This window comes from Brevibacterium sp. UBA7493, assembly GCF_002479565.1.
In the GTDB taxonomy this organism is placed as follows: Bacteria; Actinomycetota; Actinomycetes; order Actinomycetales; family Brevibacteriaceae; genus Brevibacterium; species Brevibacterium luteolum.
In genome coordinates this window covers 81845-100928 of the sequence record NZ_DLOD01000022.1, presented here as the reverse complement: position 1 = coordinate 100928, position 19084 = coordinate 81845, and the positions used below count along the sequence as shown (strand labels likewise).

Sequence of the window (19084 nt, the reverse complement as noted above, 5' to 3'; positions counted from 1 at the left end):
CCAGATATGACGACAACCCCCACTGATTCCGGCTCGATGCTCTCGACCACTCCGCTGACCGGTGAGCAGCTCGAGGCCTACATCGCCGCCGAGCCGATCAACCCGGCCGGTCTGCCCCGGCCCTATGAGCACGGCGGACGCCTCACCCCGGAGGGCACCACCGTCGATCCGATCATCGTCGAAATCGTCGAAGGCACCCTCGCCAGTGTTGAGATGGAAGTCGAGACCGCGATCTCGCGGACCTCGCGCTCGCCGATGATCCGCGACGCCCACGACTTCCGCGCCGGCATCCACGACCGGCAGCTGCGCAAGCTCACCGGCCGGTCCTACTCCGCGCTCGTCCACCCGATCGTGCGCGACTTCCCGCTCGACACGATGGAGGAAGGCGATGTCTTCTTCCACAACGATGTCTACGAATCCGAAGGCGGCATCGGCCACCTGCCCGACCTGTGCGTGACCGTGCCGGTCTTCCACGACGGCGAGGTGGTGTGCTTCGTGCAGGCCTTCGGCCACCATGACGACATCGGCGGTGCCTGCCCCGGCTCGATGCCCTCGGGTGCGACGAGCGTGCACGAAGAGGGACTCGCCGTCCCGCCGATCAAGCTGTGGTCCCGCGGTGAGCCCAACCGCGCTGCCCTGCGGATCATGACCCGCAACTCCCGCATGCCCGATTCGCTGGCCGCTGACCTCGACGCCGAATGCTCGGCCTGCCTCATGGGTGCGCGCCGGCTCGGGGAGCTCTTCTCCCGCTATGGCCGTGACACCATCGAAGCGGCCTTCGACACGATCCTCGACAACACCACCGAGCTGTACCGCCGGGAGATCCTGTCGAAGATCCCCGACGGCCAGTACGTGTGGGAAGACTACGCCGAGCACGACGGTGTCGAGGACCCGAAGCTGCACACCCAGCGGATCACCCTGACGAAGACCTCGACGGGTGGGCCGGGCGATGGCCCGAGGCTCATCCTCGACTTCACTGGCACCGCCGCTCAGGCGAGAGGACCGATCAACCACTGCGGCGACTACGTCGGCGGGAACTTCCTCAAAAAATGGCTCGCCCCGATCCTGCGCAACCTCGCCGACTCCCCGGAACGGATGGGCGAGCTCGACGTCAACGAGGGCATCGTCCCGCTCATCGAGATGCGCTTCCCGGAGAAGGGCACCCTGCTGACCCCGATCTACCCGGGTCCGACGAACGCCCGCACCTTCGTCATCCTGCGGCTGCTCGGCGTGCTCGCCGGGGTCGTCGCGAAGGCTGTCGACGGGAAGATGCCGGCAGACCAGGAGACGATCCGCTACACCGGTGTGTACGGCAAGGACCGCGACGGCAACGACTACCTCATGCGCGAGGTGCTCGGCGGCGGCTCGGGCGGCCGCTACTACGCCGACGGTGAGGACACCATCCACGTCGTGCCCGACTCCCGGAACCTGCCCACCGAATTCACCGAATCCCGGTTCCCCTTCCGCGTCGAGCGGCTCGGACTCGCCGTCGACTCCGGCGGCGCCGGACGCTACCGCGGTGGGCTGGGCTACGAGAAGCACATCCATATGCTCAAGGACGCGCACTTCATGTCGATCGCCGACCGGTCGATCCTCGCTTGCTGGGGCGTCAAGGGCGGCAAGGCCGGCCGGCCGTTCCAGGTCACCATCGACCCCGGCGGGCCGAACGAACGCGAGATCGACGCGCTCGCTGATGCCGAACCGGTCCGGGCAGGTGAGACGATCCGCATCCGCACCACCGGAGGCGGCGGCTGGGGCGACCCGCTCGACCGTCCCCTCGACGAGGTCGAACGCGACCTGCGGTGGGGCAAGGTCAGCATCGACGGGGCCCGCAGCGACTACGGCGTCATCGCCAGCGTCGACGACGGTGAGGTCACCGTCGACACGGCGGCCTCGACGCAGCTGCGCCAGCAGATGCGCGACGAGCGCACCGGTGAGGAGCCGTTCTTCGACCGCGGACCCGGGTACGCGCGCTTGGCCGGCGACGGCAGCGACGCACCCGCTGTCGACTGGCTTTGAGCATGCGCGTGCTCATCGCCCTCGGTGGCAATGCGATGACCGCCCCCGACGGCTCATCCTCACCGGATGACCAGCGGGCGGCGATCGCGCAGGCCTGCGGGCACATCGCCGAGCTGTTGGCCGACGGCCACGAGGTCATCATCACCCACGGCAACGGCCCGCAGGTCGGCAACATCCTGCGCAAGAACGAACTCGCCGCCGCAGAGCTGCCGCCGGTGTCGCTCGACTGGTGCGGCGCACAGACCCAGGGGACGATCGGGTTCACTATCGTCAACCGGCTCGAACAGGAGCTCACCACCCGGGGCATGCACCGGCAGGTCGCCGCCGTCGTCACCCGCACGCGAGTCGACGGCGACGACCCGGCCTTCGCCGACCCGGTCAAGCCGATCGGCACCTACCGGGATGCCGCCCATGCCGAGCAGATGAGCCGGCACGGGCAGATGTGGAAGGACTTCGGGGCCCGCGGCTGGCGGCGCGTTGTGCCCTCCCCGCGGCCGCTGGAGATCCTGGAGACCCCGACGATCGCCACGCTCGTCGCCGCCGGGTGGGTGGTCGTGGCCGCCGGCGGAGGCGGCATCCCGGTGGTGGCTGATGGATCGGGCTGGAACGGCGTCGAGGCTGTCATCGACAAGGACCTCTCCGCCGCCCGGCTGGCCGCCGACCTCGACGTCGACCGGCTCGTCATCGCCACCGACGTCGAGCACGCGATCATCGGCTACGGCACCGAGGACGAACAGCCGATCGGTGAGATCACCGTTGAGCAGATGCAGCGGCTCGCCGATGCCGGGCACTTCGCCTCCGGGTCGATGGGCCCGAAGGTCGAAGCAGTCGTCGACTTCGCCGCCTCCGGCCGCGGCGTCGGCATCATCACCGCGCTTGCCGCCGTGCCGGCGGCCATCGCCGGGAGAACCGGCACGCGGGTCACACCAGCCGCCGCCAGGGGAGCAGCCAGCTCCTAGACTGGAGACAGACCGCCAGGCTCAAGGAGGGATCGTGAGGCACGCACCCAACAGCGACATCGCCGGCATTGTGCTTGCCGCCGGTGCCGGTTCGCGCCTCGGTGTGCCCAAGGGTCTGCTGCGCACCGCCTGCGGGAAGCCGGTCGTGGCCAGCCTGTGCGACCAGCTGACGGCCGCTGGGCTCTCCGAGATCGTCGTCGTCACCGGTGCCGCCGCCGAGGCGGTCGCCGCCGGAGTGCCGGCAGGGGCCCGGGCCACCCACGCCCCGGACTGGCAGGACGGCCTGTCGGCCTCGCTGCGAGCGGGGCTGCGCGCTGTTGCCGATGCATCTGCCGACGAGCGTATCCGCGCTGTCGTCATCCTGCTCGCCGACGTCCCCGACATCACCGCGGCCGCCATCGAGGCCGTCATCGCCGCTGCCCGCGTGCAGAGCATCGAGACGAGCCTCGTGCGGGCGATGTTCGGCGAGCGTCCCGGCCATCCTGTCGTCATCGGATCGCAGCACTGGCAGCAGGTCATCGACACGGCCGCTGGGGACTCCGGCGCGAAGGCGGTCTTCGCCTCGGGAGCGGTGCGCGAAGTCGACTGCAGGCACCTGTGCGCCGGCGTCGATATCGACACTCCCGGGCAGCTGGAGGCCGCCGGCCTGGAGCTGCCGGAGCTGCTGCCCGACGCACGCGCACGGGAGGAGAGCCGATGACGTCACCTGCAGACTGGCAGCAGCTGAGGGAGGCGCTCATGGACCACGGCTACCGGGCCGATGATGCGCTGGCGACGATCGCGTGGCTGTCCGGCAGGCTCGACCGGCCGCTGCTGTGCGAGGGCCCGCCCGGAGTCGGCAAGACGGCGCTGGCGCACGCGCTGGCCGCCGTCCACGGCGGGCAGCTGTTCCGGTTGCAGTGCTACGAGGGCATCGACGCCGCCCAGGCGCTCTACGACTGGGACTTCCGCTCCCAGATCCTCTACCTGCGCACCCTGGAGGCCGCCCATGCCGCCGAAACGGCCGAAGCCGGGAAGCTCGAAGCCCAGCTGTACTCCGAGCGCTTCCTCCTCACTCGCCCGATCCTGGCTGCACTCACCGCCTCGGCCGAGGGGCAGCGGGCGGTGCTGCTCATCGACGAGATCGACCGAGCCGATGACGAGTTCGAAGCACTCCTGCTCGAAGTGCTCTCCGAATGGGCGCTGTCGATCCCCGAACTCGGCCGCATCGAGACCGCCCAGCCGCCGCTGGTCGTCATCACCTCCAACCGCACCCGCGAGATCCACGATGCGCTGCGCCGCCGCTGCCTCTACCACTGGTTCGACTTCCCCGACCGGGAAGCCGAACGGCAGATCCTCGCCCTCCACGTGTCCGAGGCGAACGAAGCGCTTGTGGCTGCGACCAGTGACTATGTGCGCGCGGTCCGGCAGATGGCCCTCAATCGGCCGCCGGGCACTGCCGAGGCGATCGACTGGCTGCGCTCGCTCATGGCACTCGGCGCCGTCGACCTCGACGCCGCGGCTGCTCACGCGACCCTCGGGGCGCTCATCAAGGACGCCGAGGACGCCGAACAGGTCCGCGCCCACGGGCCGATCATCGGCGGGGCACCACCGCGGAGACCGTCATGACGATGACCGCAGTGCTCACCGACTTCGCGCGCAGCCTCGCCCGCCACGGATATCCCGCCGACCCCGGCCGGCTGCACACCGCCGTCGCCGGACTCGGCGCACTCGGCACGATCGAACGGCGTCACGTCTACACCGTCACCCGCGCCGCCTGGTGCACGTCGGCCGAGCAGTGGGCGGACTTCAGCGTCCACTTCGAGCGCTTCTTCTCACGCCACCCAGCCACCGCGTCCCCGCCGGACATCGAGGTCGAGGTCGAGGTGCCTGACGCGCTGCCCGGTGATGATGACACCGATACCGGCGACCCCGAACCGCAGGCAGCCGCAGCCTCGAAGGCCGCAGTGCTGCGCGAGACCGACATCGCCGAACTGCTGGAGTCCGATGCCGTCGACGTTCGCGCGCAGCTCGCCCGGCTGCGCCTGAGCCCACCGCAGCGCCGCCGGCCGCGCTACCGGCGCGGGCGCGCCGACCGCCTGCACCTGCGGCAAGCCCTGCGCGAACTGCTCACCACCGGGGAGATCACGAGCCTGCCGGGACAGGAGCGCCGCGAGGTGCCCCGCCCGATCGTCATCGTCCTCGACGTCTCGGCAAGCATGCAGCCCTTCCACGCAGCACTGTTGGCCTTCGCCGCGGCGGCAGCTGAATCAGGCCGCCATGTCAGCGTCTTCACCGCCGGCACCGAACTGACCGATATCACCGCAGGCGTGCGCACCATCCGGCCCGGTGCCCGCAGCGGACAGATCCCCGACCTCGGCGGCGGCACCCGGCTCGGTGAGACCCTCCAGCAGCTCCTCGACCGGCACGCCGGCAGGCTGCGCGGGGCCACCCTCATCGTCATGTCCGACGGATGGGAAGACGGCGATACCGAGGAACTCACCGCAGCCGCAGTCCGTGCCAGCCGTTTGTGCACACGGTTCCTGTGGGTCAACCCGCGGGCCGGGCGAACCGGCTGGCAGCCTGAGATCCGCGGCATCCGCGCGATCCGCCCGCACGTCGACGCGCTGCTGCCCGGCACCACCATCGCCGACTACTTCCGGCTCGCCGCAGCCGTCGCGGGGTGAGCGGCATGCGCGACATCGCCTCCGATATCCTCGACCTGCTCACCGGTGACGAGCCCTTCGCTGTGTGCACGATCATCCGCACGTGGTCCTCAGCACCCCGCCCGGCCGGGACCGCGATGGCGGTCACCGCCTCGGGACGGGCCATCGGGTCGCTGTCCGGCGGATGCGTCGAAGGGGCCGTGCACGCCGCCGCCCAGCTCACCATCGACGACGGCCAGCCGCGGCTGGGCCGCTACGGCGTCTCCGATGACGAGGCCTTCGCCGTCGGCCTGGCCTGCGGCGGCCGGCTCGACGTCCTCATCCGTCGCGTCGATCCGGCCGATCCTGCCGACACCGAGCCGCTGGCGGCCACATGCCGGCAGATCCTCCTCGATGAGCCGGCGGCCCTGCTCACCCGGATTCCGCTGGCCACCGACGATCTCGGCGAGCCGACAGGGATGGAATACGTGCTCGCCCCGCCGGCTGGCCGCTGGCTGGCGATCACCGTGCCTGAGGCGGATGCCCCGACCGTGACCGGCTCGCTCGGCGACGGACAGCTCGACTACTCCGTCGTCGACAGCGCCGTTGGGCTGTTAGCCGCCGGAACGACCCAGATCCGCGAGTACGGCGAGCACGGCGAACGCCTCGACAGCGACACTGCCGTGCTCATCAGCGCCTTCTCGCGCAAGCCGCGGATGCTCATCTTCGGAGCCATCGACTATGCGCGTGCGCTCGCGGCGGCAGCGAAGCTCGTCGGCTACCACGTCACCGTCTGCGATGCCCGGTCTGTCTTCGCCACACCCGCGCGCTTTCCGGAAGCCGATGAGGTCGTCGTGTCCTGGCCGCACCGCTACCTGCAGGCCGAGCTCAATGCCGGCCGGGTCGAAGAGAGCACCGCGATCGCCGTGCTCACCCACGATCTGAAGTTCGACGTGCCGCTGCTGCAGGTCGCCCTCGGCTGCCCGGCGGCCTACGTCGGGGCGATGGGCAGCAGGCGCACGAACGATCGGCGCATCGCAGCGCTGCGCGATGCCGGACTGCCAGAAGAGCTCATCGACCGGCTCTATGCGCCCATCGGCCTCGACCTCGGCGCTCGCACCCCGGAGACGACCGCGATCTCGATCCTCGCTGAGATCACCCGGGAGCGGTGGCAGGCCAGCGGTGCGCCGCTGCGCGACACCACCGGCCCAATCCACTCCTGAGCGGCCGGCCGACCCCAAGGCTCAGCCGGCCGCTCAGCCCGTGCTCACCGGCGCTCTGCCGCCTCGGCGAGGGCCGCCATCGCCGTCACGAACGCCTCCTCGGGTGGATTCACGAGGCCGGCGCCCACCTGCCCGACACCGGCGACCCGGCCGGCCATGCCGGTGTTGATCTGCGGCAGCACTCCGGTCCGGACCACGGCTGCGGCGTCGATGCCGGTTGGCACACCGCGGAACTCGAGGATGGGGATCTGGTGGGCAGGATGCTCACCGAGGGTGATCTCATACATCTTCTGCGTCGTCTCAAGTGCGAAGGCGACATCGGCGCCGACGAGCCGGACGATCGCCGGAGCCGCGGCCATCGCGAAGCCGCCGATGCCAGCGGTCTCTGTGATCGCCGAATCGCCGATGTCCGGGTTTGCATCCTCCGGTCCGAACGAGCCGAGGAACAGACCCTCGGGCATCTGCGCCGGCCCGGTGAACCACGCATCCCCGGTGCCGGAGAGCTGGATGCCGAACTCGGTGCCGTTGCGCGCCATCGTCACGACGAGCGAGGAACCGGGGACGTTCTTCGCAGCCGCACAGGCGAGCTTGCAGGTGGGCATGACGATGTTGAGGGCGAAGTAGTCGTTGGCGCCGAGGAAGCGCACCACCTCGGCGAGGTCCTCCTGCGGCCAGTCCTGTGCGAAGAGATGCGGCATGATGTCGCGCAGGAACAGCAGCGTGCCGGTGCGGTTGCGGTTGTGGCCCTCATCGCCGGACTGCAGCATCTGCGAGACATAGGCCTTCGTGTCGAGCGGGCCGCTGCTCTCCAGCGCCTCGGCCAGGACGGGCCCGAGCACATCGCGCATCCAACGCAGCCGCGTGAGCACCTCCTCGCCGTTGGCGCCATAGCGCAGCACCTTGCCGAGCCCTTCGTTGAGGGAGCAGTAGGCGCGATTGCCGTGCACCGGGTCATGCAGCTCCATCATCCACATCGATGGGCTCACGACGCCGGCCATCGGCCCGACGGCTTCCCGACTGTGGCACGGCGCGAACGTGAACCGGCCAGAGGCCAACCCCTCCTCGGCCTCCTCAAGCGTGTCGACGAGCCCTTCGAACACGACAGCCCCAGCCAGGGCGCCGCGCATCGGTCCCGAGGCGTCCTCCCAGGCCAGCGGGGGACCGGCGTGGAGGAACTCGGTGTCAGCCAGGCCCAGGCACTCGCGGGCCGGACGGACGGCGACGAGCTCGGCACCTGCGGCGAGCATCCGCTCGATCGCCGTGCGGTTGGCGTCGGCGCGGCGCGGATCGGCCATGACCGCCTGCACCGCGGCAGCGCTGCCGAGCGCGGGCCGCCAATCGACCTCGGTGACGGCGACCGCCTGCGCCTGCAGCTCCTGGGCGAACAGCGACAGCCCGGCCGTCACCACGACCGGCTCGGCCTCCAGGAGACCGCGCAGCGGCGCGCCATCAGCAGCCGTGGTCGACGCGCCGGTCTGCACGCCGGCCTGCGCGCCGGTCTGCACGCGGGCCTGCGCGTCGGTCTGCACGCGGGCCTGCGCGTCGGTCTGCACGCCGGACTCAGGCCTCAGCGCGGCATCCGGGGATGCAGCGTGCCCGAGGTGGGCCAGGGCTCGGCGCGTCGCGGCAGCATTCGAGGCGAACACCTCGGCACCGGCTGCGGTGAGCGCCTCGACACTGGCGGAGAGTCCCTGCGGATCCTCCTCGGTGCCGACGAGGGAGACGACGACCGGCAGCCGGTGGCCGTGCTCCTCCTGCGCACGTGCGCGCACCCGTTCGATCGTTGCGGCCAGTGGCTCGACCGGTGCTGCGTGGGCGCCGTAGCCGAGCACGAGGTCGAGCAGCACGACGCCAGCGCCGGCGCCGGTGCGCTCAAGGGCGTCGAGTCGCAGGCTCGGGTCGATCATCGGATGGGCACGCCCTGCGGTCATCTCGTCATCACCGAAGTCGATGACGAACGACCCGCTCTCCGGCACTCTGCCGCCGCTGAGCTGCTCAGCCCCAGCAAGTGGGATGTTCGAGGGCACCGGCCCGAGCGCGTGGCAGGCGATGAGCATCGCCTCATCAGCCAAAGTGCCGCCGCAGAAGTAGCCGCGCAGATCCCCGCCCGCAGCCTGCTGCTCCGAGGTCTCCGGCAGCCACGACGGCCACTCAGGTGCCACCCCGCCGGCAGCGCGCAGCGCCGCCTCGACCGCGGCTGTCAGATCCGGCCGGCCTGAGCCGAGCACCGCCCACGTCACCCCGACGCCGAGCTCACCGGCCAGCGCTGCGACCTCATCGACGACACCGGCATCGGCTGGCTTCGAGACGATGATGACGTGCTCGGTGGCTTCATCAGCCGCCAGCGCCCGCAGCGCCTGCTTCGTCGACCGGCCGCCGACCGCCGCGCTCATGTCCCTGCCGCCGGTGCCCAGCACATGACTGACACCCTCGCCAGCGGCGCTGAGCAGCGTCATGACCTGCTGGGCGCCGGTGCCGGAGGCTGCGACGATGCCGAACCGGCCCGGCGGCACCCGATTGGCGAAGCCGAGCGCAGCCTGGGCGACGACCGCTGTGCCGCAGTCAGGGCCCATGACGATGACGTCTGCTGTGGCCGCTGCATCCTTGAGCAGCACCTCGGACTCGACAGGCACATTGTCAGAGAACAGCATGACCGAACACCCGGCGGCGATCGCATCAAGTGCCTCTGTCGTCGCGTGCTCACCGGGCACGGAGATGAGAGCGAGGTTCGCCTCGGTTCTCCGCGCCGCCGAGCCCACGGTCAGCGCCGGGCTCTCGCCACCGGTGCTGAGCTCGCCGCCGGTGGAGCGCAGGGCAGCCAGCTGCACGTCGAGTTCGGTCAACGCGGCCTTCAGCACCTCTGCGTCAGCACACCGCAGAGCGATGACGAGGTCGTTCGGGCTCACCGCTGGGTCGATGTCGAAGTCGAGGCTGCGCATGAGGTCGAGGTTGAGCTCCGTGCCCATCCCGATGAGCGCGTCGGAGACGCCGTCGAGGTCCTTCACGCGGGCAGAGGCCTGCATGAGGCTGACGGAGTCGAAGTAGACACCGGATCGGATGTCAACGTGAGACAGCACAGTCTTCTCCTTCTGTCGGGTCCGGCGTTCCACCGGCGGAGTGAGATGAGGGTTGGGAAAGCGCGCGGCATGTCGCCACGACACCGGCGCCGAGGTCGTAGCCGGACGTGTGCCCGATCGCACCGAGATGTGCGGCGAAGGCGGGAAAGTCACCTGCTTGGGCGGCGCCCAGCGCCCTGGTCACCACTGTCGTGCACCAGCCGTCGAGGGCTGCTTCGAGCAGTGAGGCGGAGATCGCCGTTGTGGTGGCCAGCTGTGGTGTGAGCGCTGCCCGCAGCTGGGCGAGTGCGCACCACGCTGACTGCCAGCGCAGGGCCAGCGCGATGCCGGAGAGCACATCATCGCCCGAGGGGGTGAGTCCGGGACCGCGGCCGATCAGCGCCGCGACGCGCTCAGCGAGAGCTTCGTCGCCCCGGCCGCAGCCAGACGCAGCGCCCCGGCTGCAGCTCAGCGCGGTCGCAACGATGTCCTCAGCGCTGGCCTCAGCATCGGCGATCCCCGGCTGCAGCACGGCACGGACGGCACCTGGATCGAGTGCCCTCCCACGGTGTTCGGCCGAATGCTCATCGGGGTGCCATCGGCCGATGCCCAGACCGGGGACCCCGCTGATGCGCTGCGGTCGCCACATGCGCCTGATGTGCAGCTGAGCTGCCGGCAGCAGCAGCCGGTCAGGTTCGGCCGCGACGCGATCGCCGGTCCTCACGCCGGTGGTGAGGACATCGGCTGGAACATGCGCGCGGATGGCCGTCGGCAGATCGTAGGCACCCAACCCGATCACCGGGATGACGAGCGTGCGCTGCCCGGAAGGCACTGTGACGTCGGTGGGTGCCGTGACGTCGGTGGGTGCCGTGACGTCGGCGGGCGCTGTGAGGTACAGGCCAGCCGCATGGACACCGGTGACCGTCCATGCACGCCCAGGTGCGGCCAGCGGCGGCGTCACAGGGGACTTCGCCGCTGGCACGACAACCGGATCCGCGGATATGACGTGCATCTCACAAGCGTAGGGCTGACTGCTAGGGTGGGGGACATGGCAAATGCCGATAATCATGAATCTCTGACTCGGCAGAATCTGCCAGTCAGCGGGGGTGATGTCACCGTTCGCGACGTCCTCGACCTGCCCTCCCTCTCCGGCACCCGCGTGCTGGCCGGCGCCGACGGTCTCGAACGCATCGTCTCTCGCGTCAACGTCATGGAAGTCCCCGACATCCTGCCGTGGGTGCGTGCCCAGGAGCTGCTCATCACCACCGGCTACCCGCTGCAGGGGCAGCAGATCGACCTCGGTGAGCTCGTGCGCCAGTTCGCCGACCGCCAGCTGGCAGGCGTCGGCGTCAAACCCGGCCGCTATCTCCATGAGATCCCCGGCGAGGTGCTCACCGCAGCGGATTCCGCAGGACTGCCGATCCTGCTGCTGCCCCACGGGGTCGGCTTCGACGAGATCATCCACGAGGTGCTCGGCACGGTGCTCGCCCGTCGTGAACAGGACCTGCAGCAGGCCGAGCAGATCCTTCACGAGCTCGTCACCATCGTCGTCACCGGCGGAGAGCTCGATGAGGTCTGCAGTCGCATCGCCAGTCATGTCAAAGGCACTGTCGCCGTGACGACGATGGACGGCCGGGTGACCGCGGTGGCCGGGCAGCTGCCGCTGGCAGAGCTCCAGCAGCTGACCTGCTTCGATGTCGCCGGCCGTTTCCGGGTCGAGCAGACCCGGGTCGGTGAGGTGCAGAAGGCCAACGGGATCTGCAGTCTGGCGGTGCGGATCCGCGGCGGGACCCGCGACCTCGGCCGCCTCGTCCTCTTCACCGACCATCCGATGAGCTACAGCCAGCAGCACGTCGTCGACCAGGCCTCTGCAGCCGCCGCCCTCGTGCTCACGAAGATGCACGCGATCTCGGCTGTTGAGAGCAAGTACAAGGCTGACTTCGTCCACGATGTGCTGCGCGGCCGCATCGTGGCAGCCGACCGGATCCTGTCGCATGCGACCTCGCTGGGCTGGGACTTGGACCGTGAGCTCGTGGTCGTCGTCGCCGAGTACGACGACACCGGCGAGCCCATCGAGACGATGGAGAAGCAGTCCCTGCAGGAGCGCTTCGCCCGCGCCTGGACCTCGGCGGTCACTCAGGGCGACGCCGAGGCGGTGGTCGTCGGGGCAGGGGATGAGGTCACTGTCATCGCCGGTGTGACAGCAGAGGAATCCGTCGAACGCACCACCGCCCGCGTCGAACGTTGGGTCGGCGACGTGCACGGCGTCGGCGGTGGCGGCCGGCTGACCTTCTCCACCGGCATCAGTCGCACAGCGGCGGATCTCCACGCTCTGCCGGCCGCCTACCAGGAAGCGCGCAAGGCCGTGGAGGTCGGCCGCAGGCTCTACGGCGAGCAGGCGATCAGCCACTTCGATGCTCTCGGCGTCTTCCGGCTGCTGTCGCTCATCGACGATGAGGAGGAAGTGCGGGCCTTCACCTCCGACACCCTCGGGGTGCTCGCCGACCGGAGCGCCTCCTCCGCCGACCTGCGCGAGACCCTGCGGGTGCTGCTGGACAAGAACCTCAACGTCGCTGAGACCGCCCGTGAGATGCACTTCCACTACAACTCGCTGCGCTACCGGATCAGCAAACTCGAGCGAATCCTCGGGCCCTTCATGACCGATGCGCGGCGGCGGCTGGCCATCCATCTGGCACTGCAGGCGATGTACCTCACGGACCTCACGGACGGAAAGCGCACACACCGCTGATGAGCGATCCACCGACAGATCGCAATGAGGCGGGCGAAACTATCCAATCCAGCACGGAGGTGTTTGGCATAACTTGACGTGACGCGCGCCTCGTTGTGTCCCTACGGTTGACACATGCCGTTACGGCTATGACAGTTCGAAAGCCGACTGGTTGGGGGAGCAATGAGTTTCGGATGGACACTGCACGGTGACGGGAAGAGTCCTGCACCGGGCAAGGCGGTAGCCCCTCATGAGCGCCTGACCTGGCCGCGCACGGTCGGACTCGGCGTTCAGCACGTCGTGGCGATGTTCGGCGCAACGTTCGTCTTTCCCGTCGTCATGGGCCTGAATCCCCAGCTGGCGGTCATGATGAGCGGTGTCGCCACCATCATCTTCCTGCTCATGGTCAACGGCAAGGTCCCCAGCTATCTCGGCACCTCCGCCGCTTTCGTCGGCGGCGTCGCGGCTGTCACCGCCCAAGGCGGCACACCCCAGCAGGTGACCGGCGCGATCATGATCGCCGGCTTCGTCCTGGCCGCCTGCGGCATCTTCATCCACTTCATGGGCGCTGCTGTGCTGACGAAGATCATGCCGCCGGTGGTCACCGGTGCGGTCGTCATGCTCATCGGCTTCAACCTCGCCCCGGTCGTCGCGAACGTGTACTGGCCGCAGGACCAGTGGATCGCCTTCATCGTCATGTTCGTCATCATCGTCATGTCGGTGGCTCTGCGCGGATTCCTCGGCCGCATCGCCGTCTTTCTCGGCCTGGCTTTCGGGTATGTGCTGTCCTGGATCTTCGATTTGGCCTTCGGTCCGATCACGGCCTTCAACGCCGCCACCGGAGAGGTCGACACCCATATGCGCGTCGACTGGTCCGGCGTCCTCGACGCTCCATGGTTCGGTCTGCCGCCAGTCACCGACAGCGCCGCAGGGGTCGTCGGCATGCACCTGCCGGAGTTCAACGCCGCCTTCATCATCCTCATGCTCCCGGCCGTCATCGCGCTCATCGCCGAGAACGTCGGTCACGTCAAGGCTGTGGAGGAGATGACGAAGACACCGCTGGACAAGTACATGGGCCGGGCGCTGACAGCCGACGGTGTCGCCACCGCCGTGGCCACCTCGGTCGGAGGCTCACCGACGACGACCTACGCTGAGAACATCGGTGTCATGGCCTCCACCCGCGTCTACTCGACGGCGGCCTACTACGTTGCCGCGCTGGTGGCGATCGTCTTCGGCCTTTCACCGAAGTTCGGCGCACTCATCTCCGCAGCGCCTGGTGGCGTGCTCGCCGGCATCACCGTCGTGCTCTACGGCATGATCGGCCTGCTCGGCGCCAAGATCTGGACGGAGAACAAGGTCGACTTCTCCAATCCGCTCAACATGGTCCCGGTGGCCGCTGGCATCATCATCGCCATCGGCGACATCGGACTGAAAGTGACTGAGACGTTTACCCTGGCCGGCATCGCATTGGGTACGATCGTCGTTCTGGTGATGTACCACTTCTGCCGGATCATCGCCCCCGCAGAGCTGCGGGAGGCGGCTGACAGCGCAGGAGGCGCACTCATCACCGTCGGCGAACCCGGATTGCACAATCTCGAAGAGCTCGGTCTCGAGGACGACCACGGCCGGCGACGCCGTGGCGGCCGGACTGCCGACCACGATCCACACAGACCGGAGGACATCAGGGAATGAAGCCAGCGGCTTTCGCCTACAACCGCGCAGCATCGGTCGACCACTGCCTCGAACTGCTGACCCAGCACGGGGCCGAAGCGAAGCTGCTGGCAGGCGGCCAGAGCCTCATCCCGGTGCTGAATATGCGCCTGGCCGCCCCCGCTCACCTCATCGACATCTCCAGGCTGAGCGAGCTGGGCTCCATCGAGGTCACAGATTCCTGCGTGCGCGTCGGCGCTGCGGTCACACACGCGGAACTCGAAGCCGATGACCACGCCTATGCCGCGCTGCCGATCCTGCGTCAGGCGCTGGTCAATGTCGCGCATCCGGCGATCCGCAATCGCGGCACCACCGTCGGCTCGATCGCCCATGCCGATCCGAACGGAGAGATGCCGGCCGTCCTCGCCCTCACCGGCGGCACCGCCCATGCAGTCTCTTCATCCGGGTCCCGGCAGATCGACGCAGCTGAGCTCTTCATCGGCCCGCTGGAGACCTGCTTGGAAACCGATGAGCTCATCACCCATGTCGACTTCCACCGGTTCCCGCCCGGCACCCGCACCGGCTTCACCGAACTCGCCCGTCGCTCAGGCGACTACGCTCTCGCCGGGGTGGCCATGGCGCTGACTGCCGAGGAATCCACGATCACCGGGCTCCGCCTCTCCTTCGTCTCCGTCACCGACCTGCCAGAGGTTCTCGACATGAGCGAGCGGGTCACCGGGATGGAGCTGAGGGCCACCACTGACCTGTGCGCGGCCGTGACCGAGGCGGTCGAGGCAACCATCGACCCAGCCGGCGACATCCACGCCACCGCCGACTACCGCCGCCACATCACCAAGGTCATGGCCCGCAGACTGGCCGTCGAGCTCAGCTGTCGGCCACCGCAGCCGCCGACGGCAGGCCAACCGGACAGGTGACGGGCAGGCCAACCGGGCTGGTGACGGCAGGTGGCGGCAGCGACCGCAACGACGAAAATGACAGACATCGGCTGAGAGAAGGAGCGAAACACGTGAGCAGCCTGGCACACGCTGAGGGAACCGAACCGGAACCGCACCGCACCGTGCGGCTGATGGTCAACGGCACAGCGCACGAGATCTCCGTCGCCGACCGCCGTCTGCTCTCCGACGCCCTGCGCCACGATATCGGGCTGACCGGTACCCACGTCGGCTGCGAACACGGAGTGTGCGGCGCCTGCACCATCCAGGTCGACGGCAAGCCGATGCGCTCCTGCCTCATGCTCGCTGTCGCCGCCGAAGGCAGCGACCTCCGCACCGTCGAAGGCATCGGCAATGACCCCGAGCGCCCTTCCGATGTGCAGCAGGCGTTCATCGACTGCCACGGCCTGCAGTGCGGCTTCTGCACCCCTGGGTTCATCACCACGATCGACGCGTTCATCGAGGAGAACCCCGACCCCACACCCGAGGAGGCCCGCGAGGCGATTTCCGGGAACCTGTGCCGCTGCACCGGATACCAGAACATCGTCGCCTCCGTGCTGCGGGCAGCCGAACTGCGCAGGACCGGATCCGTTCCCGAGGCGGCCGCCGCCTCGGGTGCGGGCGACAGGGCATCCGGCGCGGACGGGGCACCCGGCTCGGACGGGGAAGGACAGCGATGACGACACGGATGTTCGGGCAGAAGATCGCCCGCAAGGAGGACCCGCGGCTGGTGACCGGCAACGGCTCCTATGTCGATGACCTGTCCTCGCCCCACACGCTGGCCGCGGCGTTCGTGCGCAGTCCGCACGCCCATGCGAAGATCCTCGACATCGACGTCTCCGGCGCCCTCGACATCGACGGCGTGTACGCCGTGTGGACGCACGAAGACCTGCCCGGCGCAGCCGGTGAGCGGCTGCCGATGCTGCTGCCGCACCCCTCACTCATCGCGCCGAAGACCGGGTACGCGCTCGCCAAGGTCGACGTCAACCACGTCGGAGAGCCGATCGCCATGGTCATCGCCGCCAACCGCTACATCGCCGAAGACGCCGCCAGCGCCGTGCACGTCGACTACGAGTACCTGCCTGCCGTCGTCGGGGTCGCGACCTCGCGCGCGGCCGAGCACGCTGTGCATGCCGATGTCGCCGACAACATCGCCGCTCACAGCATCGACGAGGTCGGCGCGGTCGACGAGGCGATGGCCGGTGCCCCACATGTGCTCGAGATCGACCTCGACATCGAGCGCAGCGCCTGCATGCCGATGGAGGGCAAGGGCGTGCTCGCCCGCTGGAACCGCCACGATGAGAGCATGATCGTGTACTCCTCGACGCAGACCTCGACCGGACTGCGCGCGGCACTGGCAGCGAAGCTGGAGATGCCGCTGACGAAGATGGAGGTCATCACCCCCGATGTGGGCGGAGGATTCGGCGTCAAGATCAACCACCCCTGGCCCGAAGAGGTCTGCGTGGCAGCCGCCGCCCGGGCACTGGACCGGGAGATCGCCTGGACCGAGGACCGGCGCGAGCACTTCATCTCCTCCGCCCATGAGCGCCAGCAGCTCCAGCAGGTGCGCATCGGCTTCGACGACGAGGGCAAGATCCACGCCCTCGACGTGAAGTTCTGGCACGACAACGGCGCCTACCTGCCCTACGGGGTGATCCCGCCGCTCAACACCGCCACCCACGTGCTCGGGCCGTATGTCGTCCGCAACTACCGCTGCGAATGGTGGTCGCTGTACACCAACACCGTCATCGTCACCCCCTACCGCGGGGCCGGGCGCCCACAGGGCGTGTACATGATGGAACGGGCGATGGACGCGGTCGCCGATGCGCTCGGCCGCGACCGCACCGAGGTGCGCGAGGCCAACTTCGTGCGCGAGTTCCCGCACCCGATCGGCCTCGTCCTGCAGGACGGGCGCGAGGGCATCTACGACTCCGGTGACTTCCCGACCTCGATGGCCAAGCTCAAAGAGCTCATCGGCTGGGACGACTTCGCCGCCTACCGTGCGAAAGCCGCCGCCGAGGGCCGGCGGGTCGGCATCGGCGTGGCCTGCTATGTCGAAGGCACCGGCGCCGGGCCGTATGAGGGTGGGCACATCGAAGTCGAGACCTCCGGGCGGGTCAACGTGTGGACCGGCCTGACCACTCAGGGGCAGGCACACGCGACCGTGTTCGCCCAGATCGTCGCCGATGAGCTCGGAGTGCCGATCGACCGGGTCAACGTCGTCACCGGTGATACCCGCAAGACCCCCTACTCGGTGGGCACCTGGGGTTCGCGCGGGGCGGTCATGAGCGGCAACGCCGTGCACCTGACGGCGAAGAAGCTTAAGCAGAAGGCACTGACGATCGCCGGGCGCTCACTCGAAGTCGACCCGGCCGACCTGGAGATCGTCGACGGGATCGTGCAGGTCAAAGGCGATCCCTCAGCCTCGATTCCGCTCGAGGTCATCTCGGTGATGTCGAACCCGCTGCGCTACGCCTTCGACGATGCTGCCAAGGCCGCCACCCAGTTCGGGATGCCATCCGATGAGTCGAAGCCGCCGATGCTGCCTGGTGAGTCACCGGGACTGGAGGAGCGGGACTTCTTCTCCCCGCAGCGGACCACCTTCGCCTCCGGCATGCACGCCGCGATCGTCGAGACCGACCCGGAAACCGCCGACATCACGGTGCTGCGCTACTGCGTTGTCCACGACTGCGGCAAGATGGTCAACCCGCTCGTCGTCGAAGGACAGGTGCTCGGCGGCGTCGCACAGGGGATCGCCGGGGCCCTGTACGAGAAAATGGCCTACGACGAGACCGGCCAGCTGCTCAACGCCTCCTTCATGGACTTCCTTATGCCGTTCGCCAGCGAGATCCCGCCCGTCGAAACCGACCACCTGGAGACCCCGAGCCCGCTCAACCCCCTCGGCATCAAGGGCGCCGGTGAGGCCGGAACGATCCCCGGTGCCTCGGTCATCGCCTCGGCGATCGAAGACGCTGAAGGCTTCCCCATCACCCGCATGCCGATCTCCCCATCAGAGCTGTGGGAGCTGCGTGAGAAGCATGCCGCCGGCCAGTGGCCGTCCCTCCAGCATCCGGCCTGCGAGCCGGAGACCGACACCGCACGAGCAGAAGAAAAGGTGACCCGATGAAGATCTCCTCGACCGCCACGATGAACGCCGACCCGCAGACAGCCTGGGACGCCTTCCACAATGAGAAGATCCTCGCGGCCACCATCCCGGGCGTGGAGTCCTTCAGCGATGAAGGCGGCGGGAAGTATGCGGTCGTCGTGACGATGGGGGTCGCGGCGATCAAGGGCACCTACAACGGCACCGTCGTCTTCTCCGAAGAGCGTGAGCCCGAATCCTTCGTGCTCACCGTCAACGGGGCCGGCGGACCGGGCACCATCGGCGCCGAGGTCGCGGTGCAGCTCAGTGCCGCCGAAGGCGGGGGCAGCACCGTGACCTGGGAGGCCGATGCGATCCTCGGCGGGCCGATCGGCGGGGTCGGGCAGCGGATGCTCGGCGGAGTCGCCAAGCGGATCGCCACGAAGTTCTTCGCCGACATCGACAGGGCGATCGCCGAGGGCGTGCCGGAAGCCGGCGAGCAGGCCGCACCCGGTGCACAGGCCGGCGCACCGGCAGCAGCCAACTCCCGCTCACTGTCGGACACAGGCCTCGTGGCAGCACCGGGGTCCGAGGGCTCGGCAATCAGCGGCGCCGCCGGGCACGCACCGGCGGCAGCCGGGGCGTGCAGCCCGGGGACCGGCGGCTTCCTCACCGGCATGGCCGCCGGTGCCGGTATCGCGCTGCTCGGTGTTGTCGTCGGAGCGATCATCAGCGGCCGGCGCTGATCATCGCGGGTGAGGCGGCTCACAGCAGAACCCCCGGGCGGGGC

At 69.0% G+C, this 19084-nt stretch carries 14 protein-coding genes; 12 read left to right on the top strand and 2 right to left on the bottom strand.

The features are described from left to right. The first annotated feature begins 6 nt into the window (after positions 1-6). The 6 genes from B4E96_RS13055 to B4E96_RS13030 are packed head-to-tail and all read left to right on the top strand — an operon-like array spanning position 7 to position 6825. On the top strand, positions 7-2019 hold the full coding sequence (locus tag B4E96_RS13055) for a hydantoinase B/oxoprolinase family protein (protein ID WP_259855331.1): 2013 nt from the start codon (positions 7-9) through the stop codon (positions 2017-2019). A gap of 2 nt (positions 2020-2021) precedes the next feature. Then, positions 2022-2978 carry a carbamate kinase gene (locus tag B4E96_RS13050; RefSeq protein ID WP_286957954.1) on the top strand — a complete coding sequence of 319 codons (957 nt, stop codon included), beginning with the start codon at positions 2022-2024 and terminating at the stop codon, positions 2976-2978. A gap of 34 nt (positions 2979-3012) precedes the next feature. Further along, entirely contained in the window at positions 3013-3678 is a 666-nt protein-coding gene (locus B4E96_RS13045; protein ID WP_286957948.1) for a nucleotidyltransferase family protein, read from the top strand. Further along, on the top strand, positions 3675-4586 hold the full coding sequence (locus B4E96_RS13040) for an AAA family ATPase (protein WP_286957946.1): 912 nt from the start codon (positions 3675-3677) through the stop codon (positions 4584-4586). The genes B4E96_RS13045 and B4E96_RS13040 overlap by 4 nt, the downstream gene beginning before the upstream one ends. Further along, positions 4583-5644 carry a VWA domain-containing protein gene (locus B4E96_RS13035; protein WP_286957945.1) on the top strand — a complete coding sequence of 354 codons (1062 nt, stop codon included), beginning with the start codon at positions 4583-4585 and terminating at the stop codon, positions 5642-5644. The genes B4E96_RS13040 and B4E96_RS13035 overlap by 4 nt, the downstream gene beginning before the upstream one ends. A 5-nt stretch (positions 5645-5649) precedes the next feature. Continuing rightward, on the top strand, positions 5650-6825 hold the full coding sequence (locus B4E96_RS13030) for an XdhC family protein (protein WP_286957944.1): 1176 nt from the start codon (positions 5650-5652) through the stop codon (positions 6823-6825). Positions 6826-6869: 44 nt separating this feature from the next. On the opposite strand, the gene B4E96_RS13025 is transcribed toward B4E96_RS13030, so the two are convergent. Together B4E96_RS13025 and B4E96_RS13020 are read right to left on the bottom strand one after the other, a co-directional pair. Next, complete coding sequence (locus B4E96_RS13025; protein ID WP_286957943.1) at positions 6870-9902, bottom strand: DUF1116 domain-containing protein; 3033 nt, start codon at positions 9900-9902, stop codon at positions 6870-6872. After that, entirely contained in the window at positions 9886-10893 is a 1008-nt protein-coding gene (locus B4E96_RS13020; protein WP_286957942.1) for a DUF2877 domain-containing protein, read from the bottom strand. The genes B4E96_RS13025 and B4E96_RS13020 overlap by 17 nt, the downstream gene beginning before the upstream one ends. 36 nt (positions 10894-10929) lie before the next feature. Here B4E96_RS13020 and B4E96_RS13015 point away from each other — a divergent pair, with 36 nt between their 5' ends. The 6 genes from B4E96_RS13015 (at position 10930) to B4E96_RS12990 (ending at position 19040) form a co-directional block, all read left to right on the top strand. After that, positions 10930-12630 carry a PucR family transcriptional regulator gene (locus B4E96_RS13015; protein ID WP_286957940.1) on the top strand — a complete coding sequence of 567 codons (1701 nt, stop codon included), beginning with the start codon at positions 10930-10932 and terminating at the stop codon, positions 12628-12630. 162 nt (positions 12631-12792) lie between these two features. Further along, a complete protein-coding gene (locus tag B4E96_RS13010; protein ID WP_286957939.1) occupies positions 12793-14301 on the top strand; it encodes a uracil-xanthine permease family protein in 1509 nt (502 codons plus the stop codon). Beyond that, positions 14298-15194, top strand: coding sequence for an FAD binding domain-containing protein (locus B4E96_RS13005; RefSeq protein WP_102161712.1), 897 nt, complete (start codon positions 14298-14300; stop codon positions 15192-15194). Before B4E96_RS13010 ends, B4E96_RS13005 begins: the two co-directional genes overlap by 4 nt. Before the next feature lie 92 nt (positions 15195-15286). Continuing rightward, positions 15287-15892, top strand: a complete 606-nt coding sequence (locus B4E96_RS13000) for a (2Fe-2S)-binding protein (RefSeq protein WP_259855340.1) — start codon at positions 15287-15289, stop codon at positions 15890-15892. Then, positions 15889-18339, top strand: a complete 2451-nt coding sequence (gene cutA, locus B4E96_RS12995; protein ID WP_286957938.1) for an aerobic carbon-monoxide dehydrogenase large subunit — start codon at positions 15889-15891, stop codon at positions 18337-18339. The genes B4E96_RS13000 and cutA overlap by 4 nt, the downstream gene beginning before the upstream one ends. Further along, positions 18336-19040, top strand: a complete 705-nt coding sequence (locus B4E96_RS12990) for an SRPBCC family protein (RefSeq protein ID WP_286957937.1) — start codon at positions 18336-18338, stop codon at positions 19038-19040. The genes cutA and B4E96_RS12990 overlap by 4 nt, the downstream gene beginning before the upstream one ends. Positions 19041-19084: the final 44 nt, after the last annotated feature.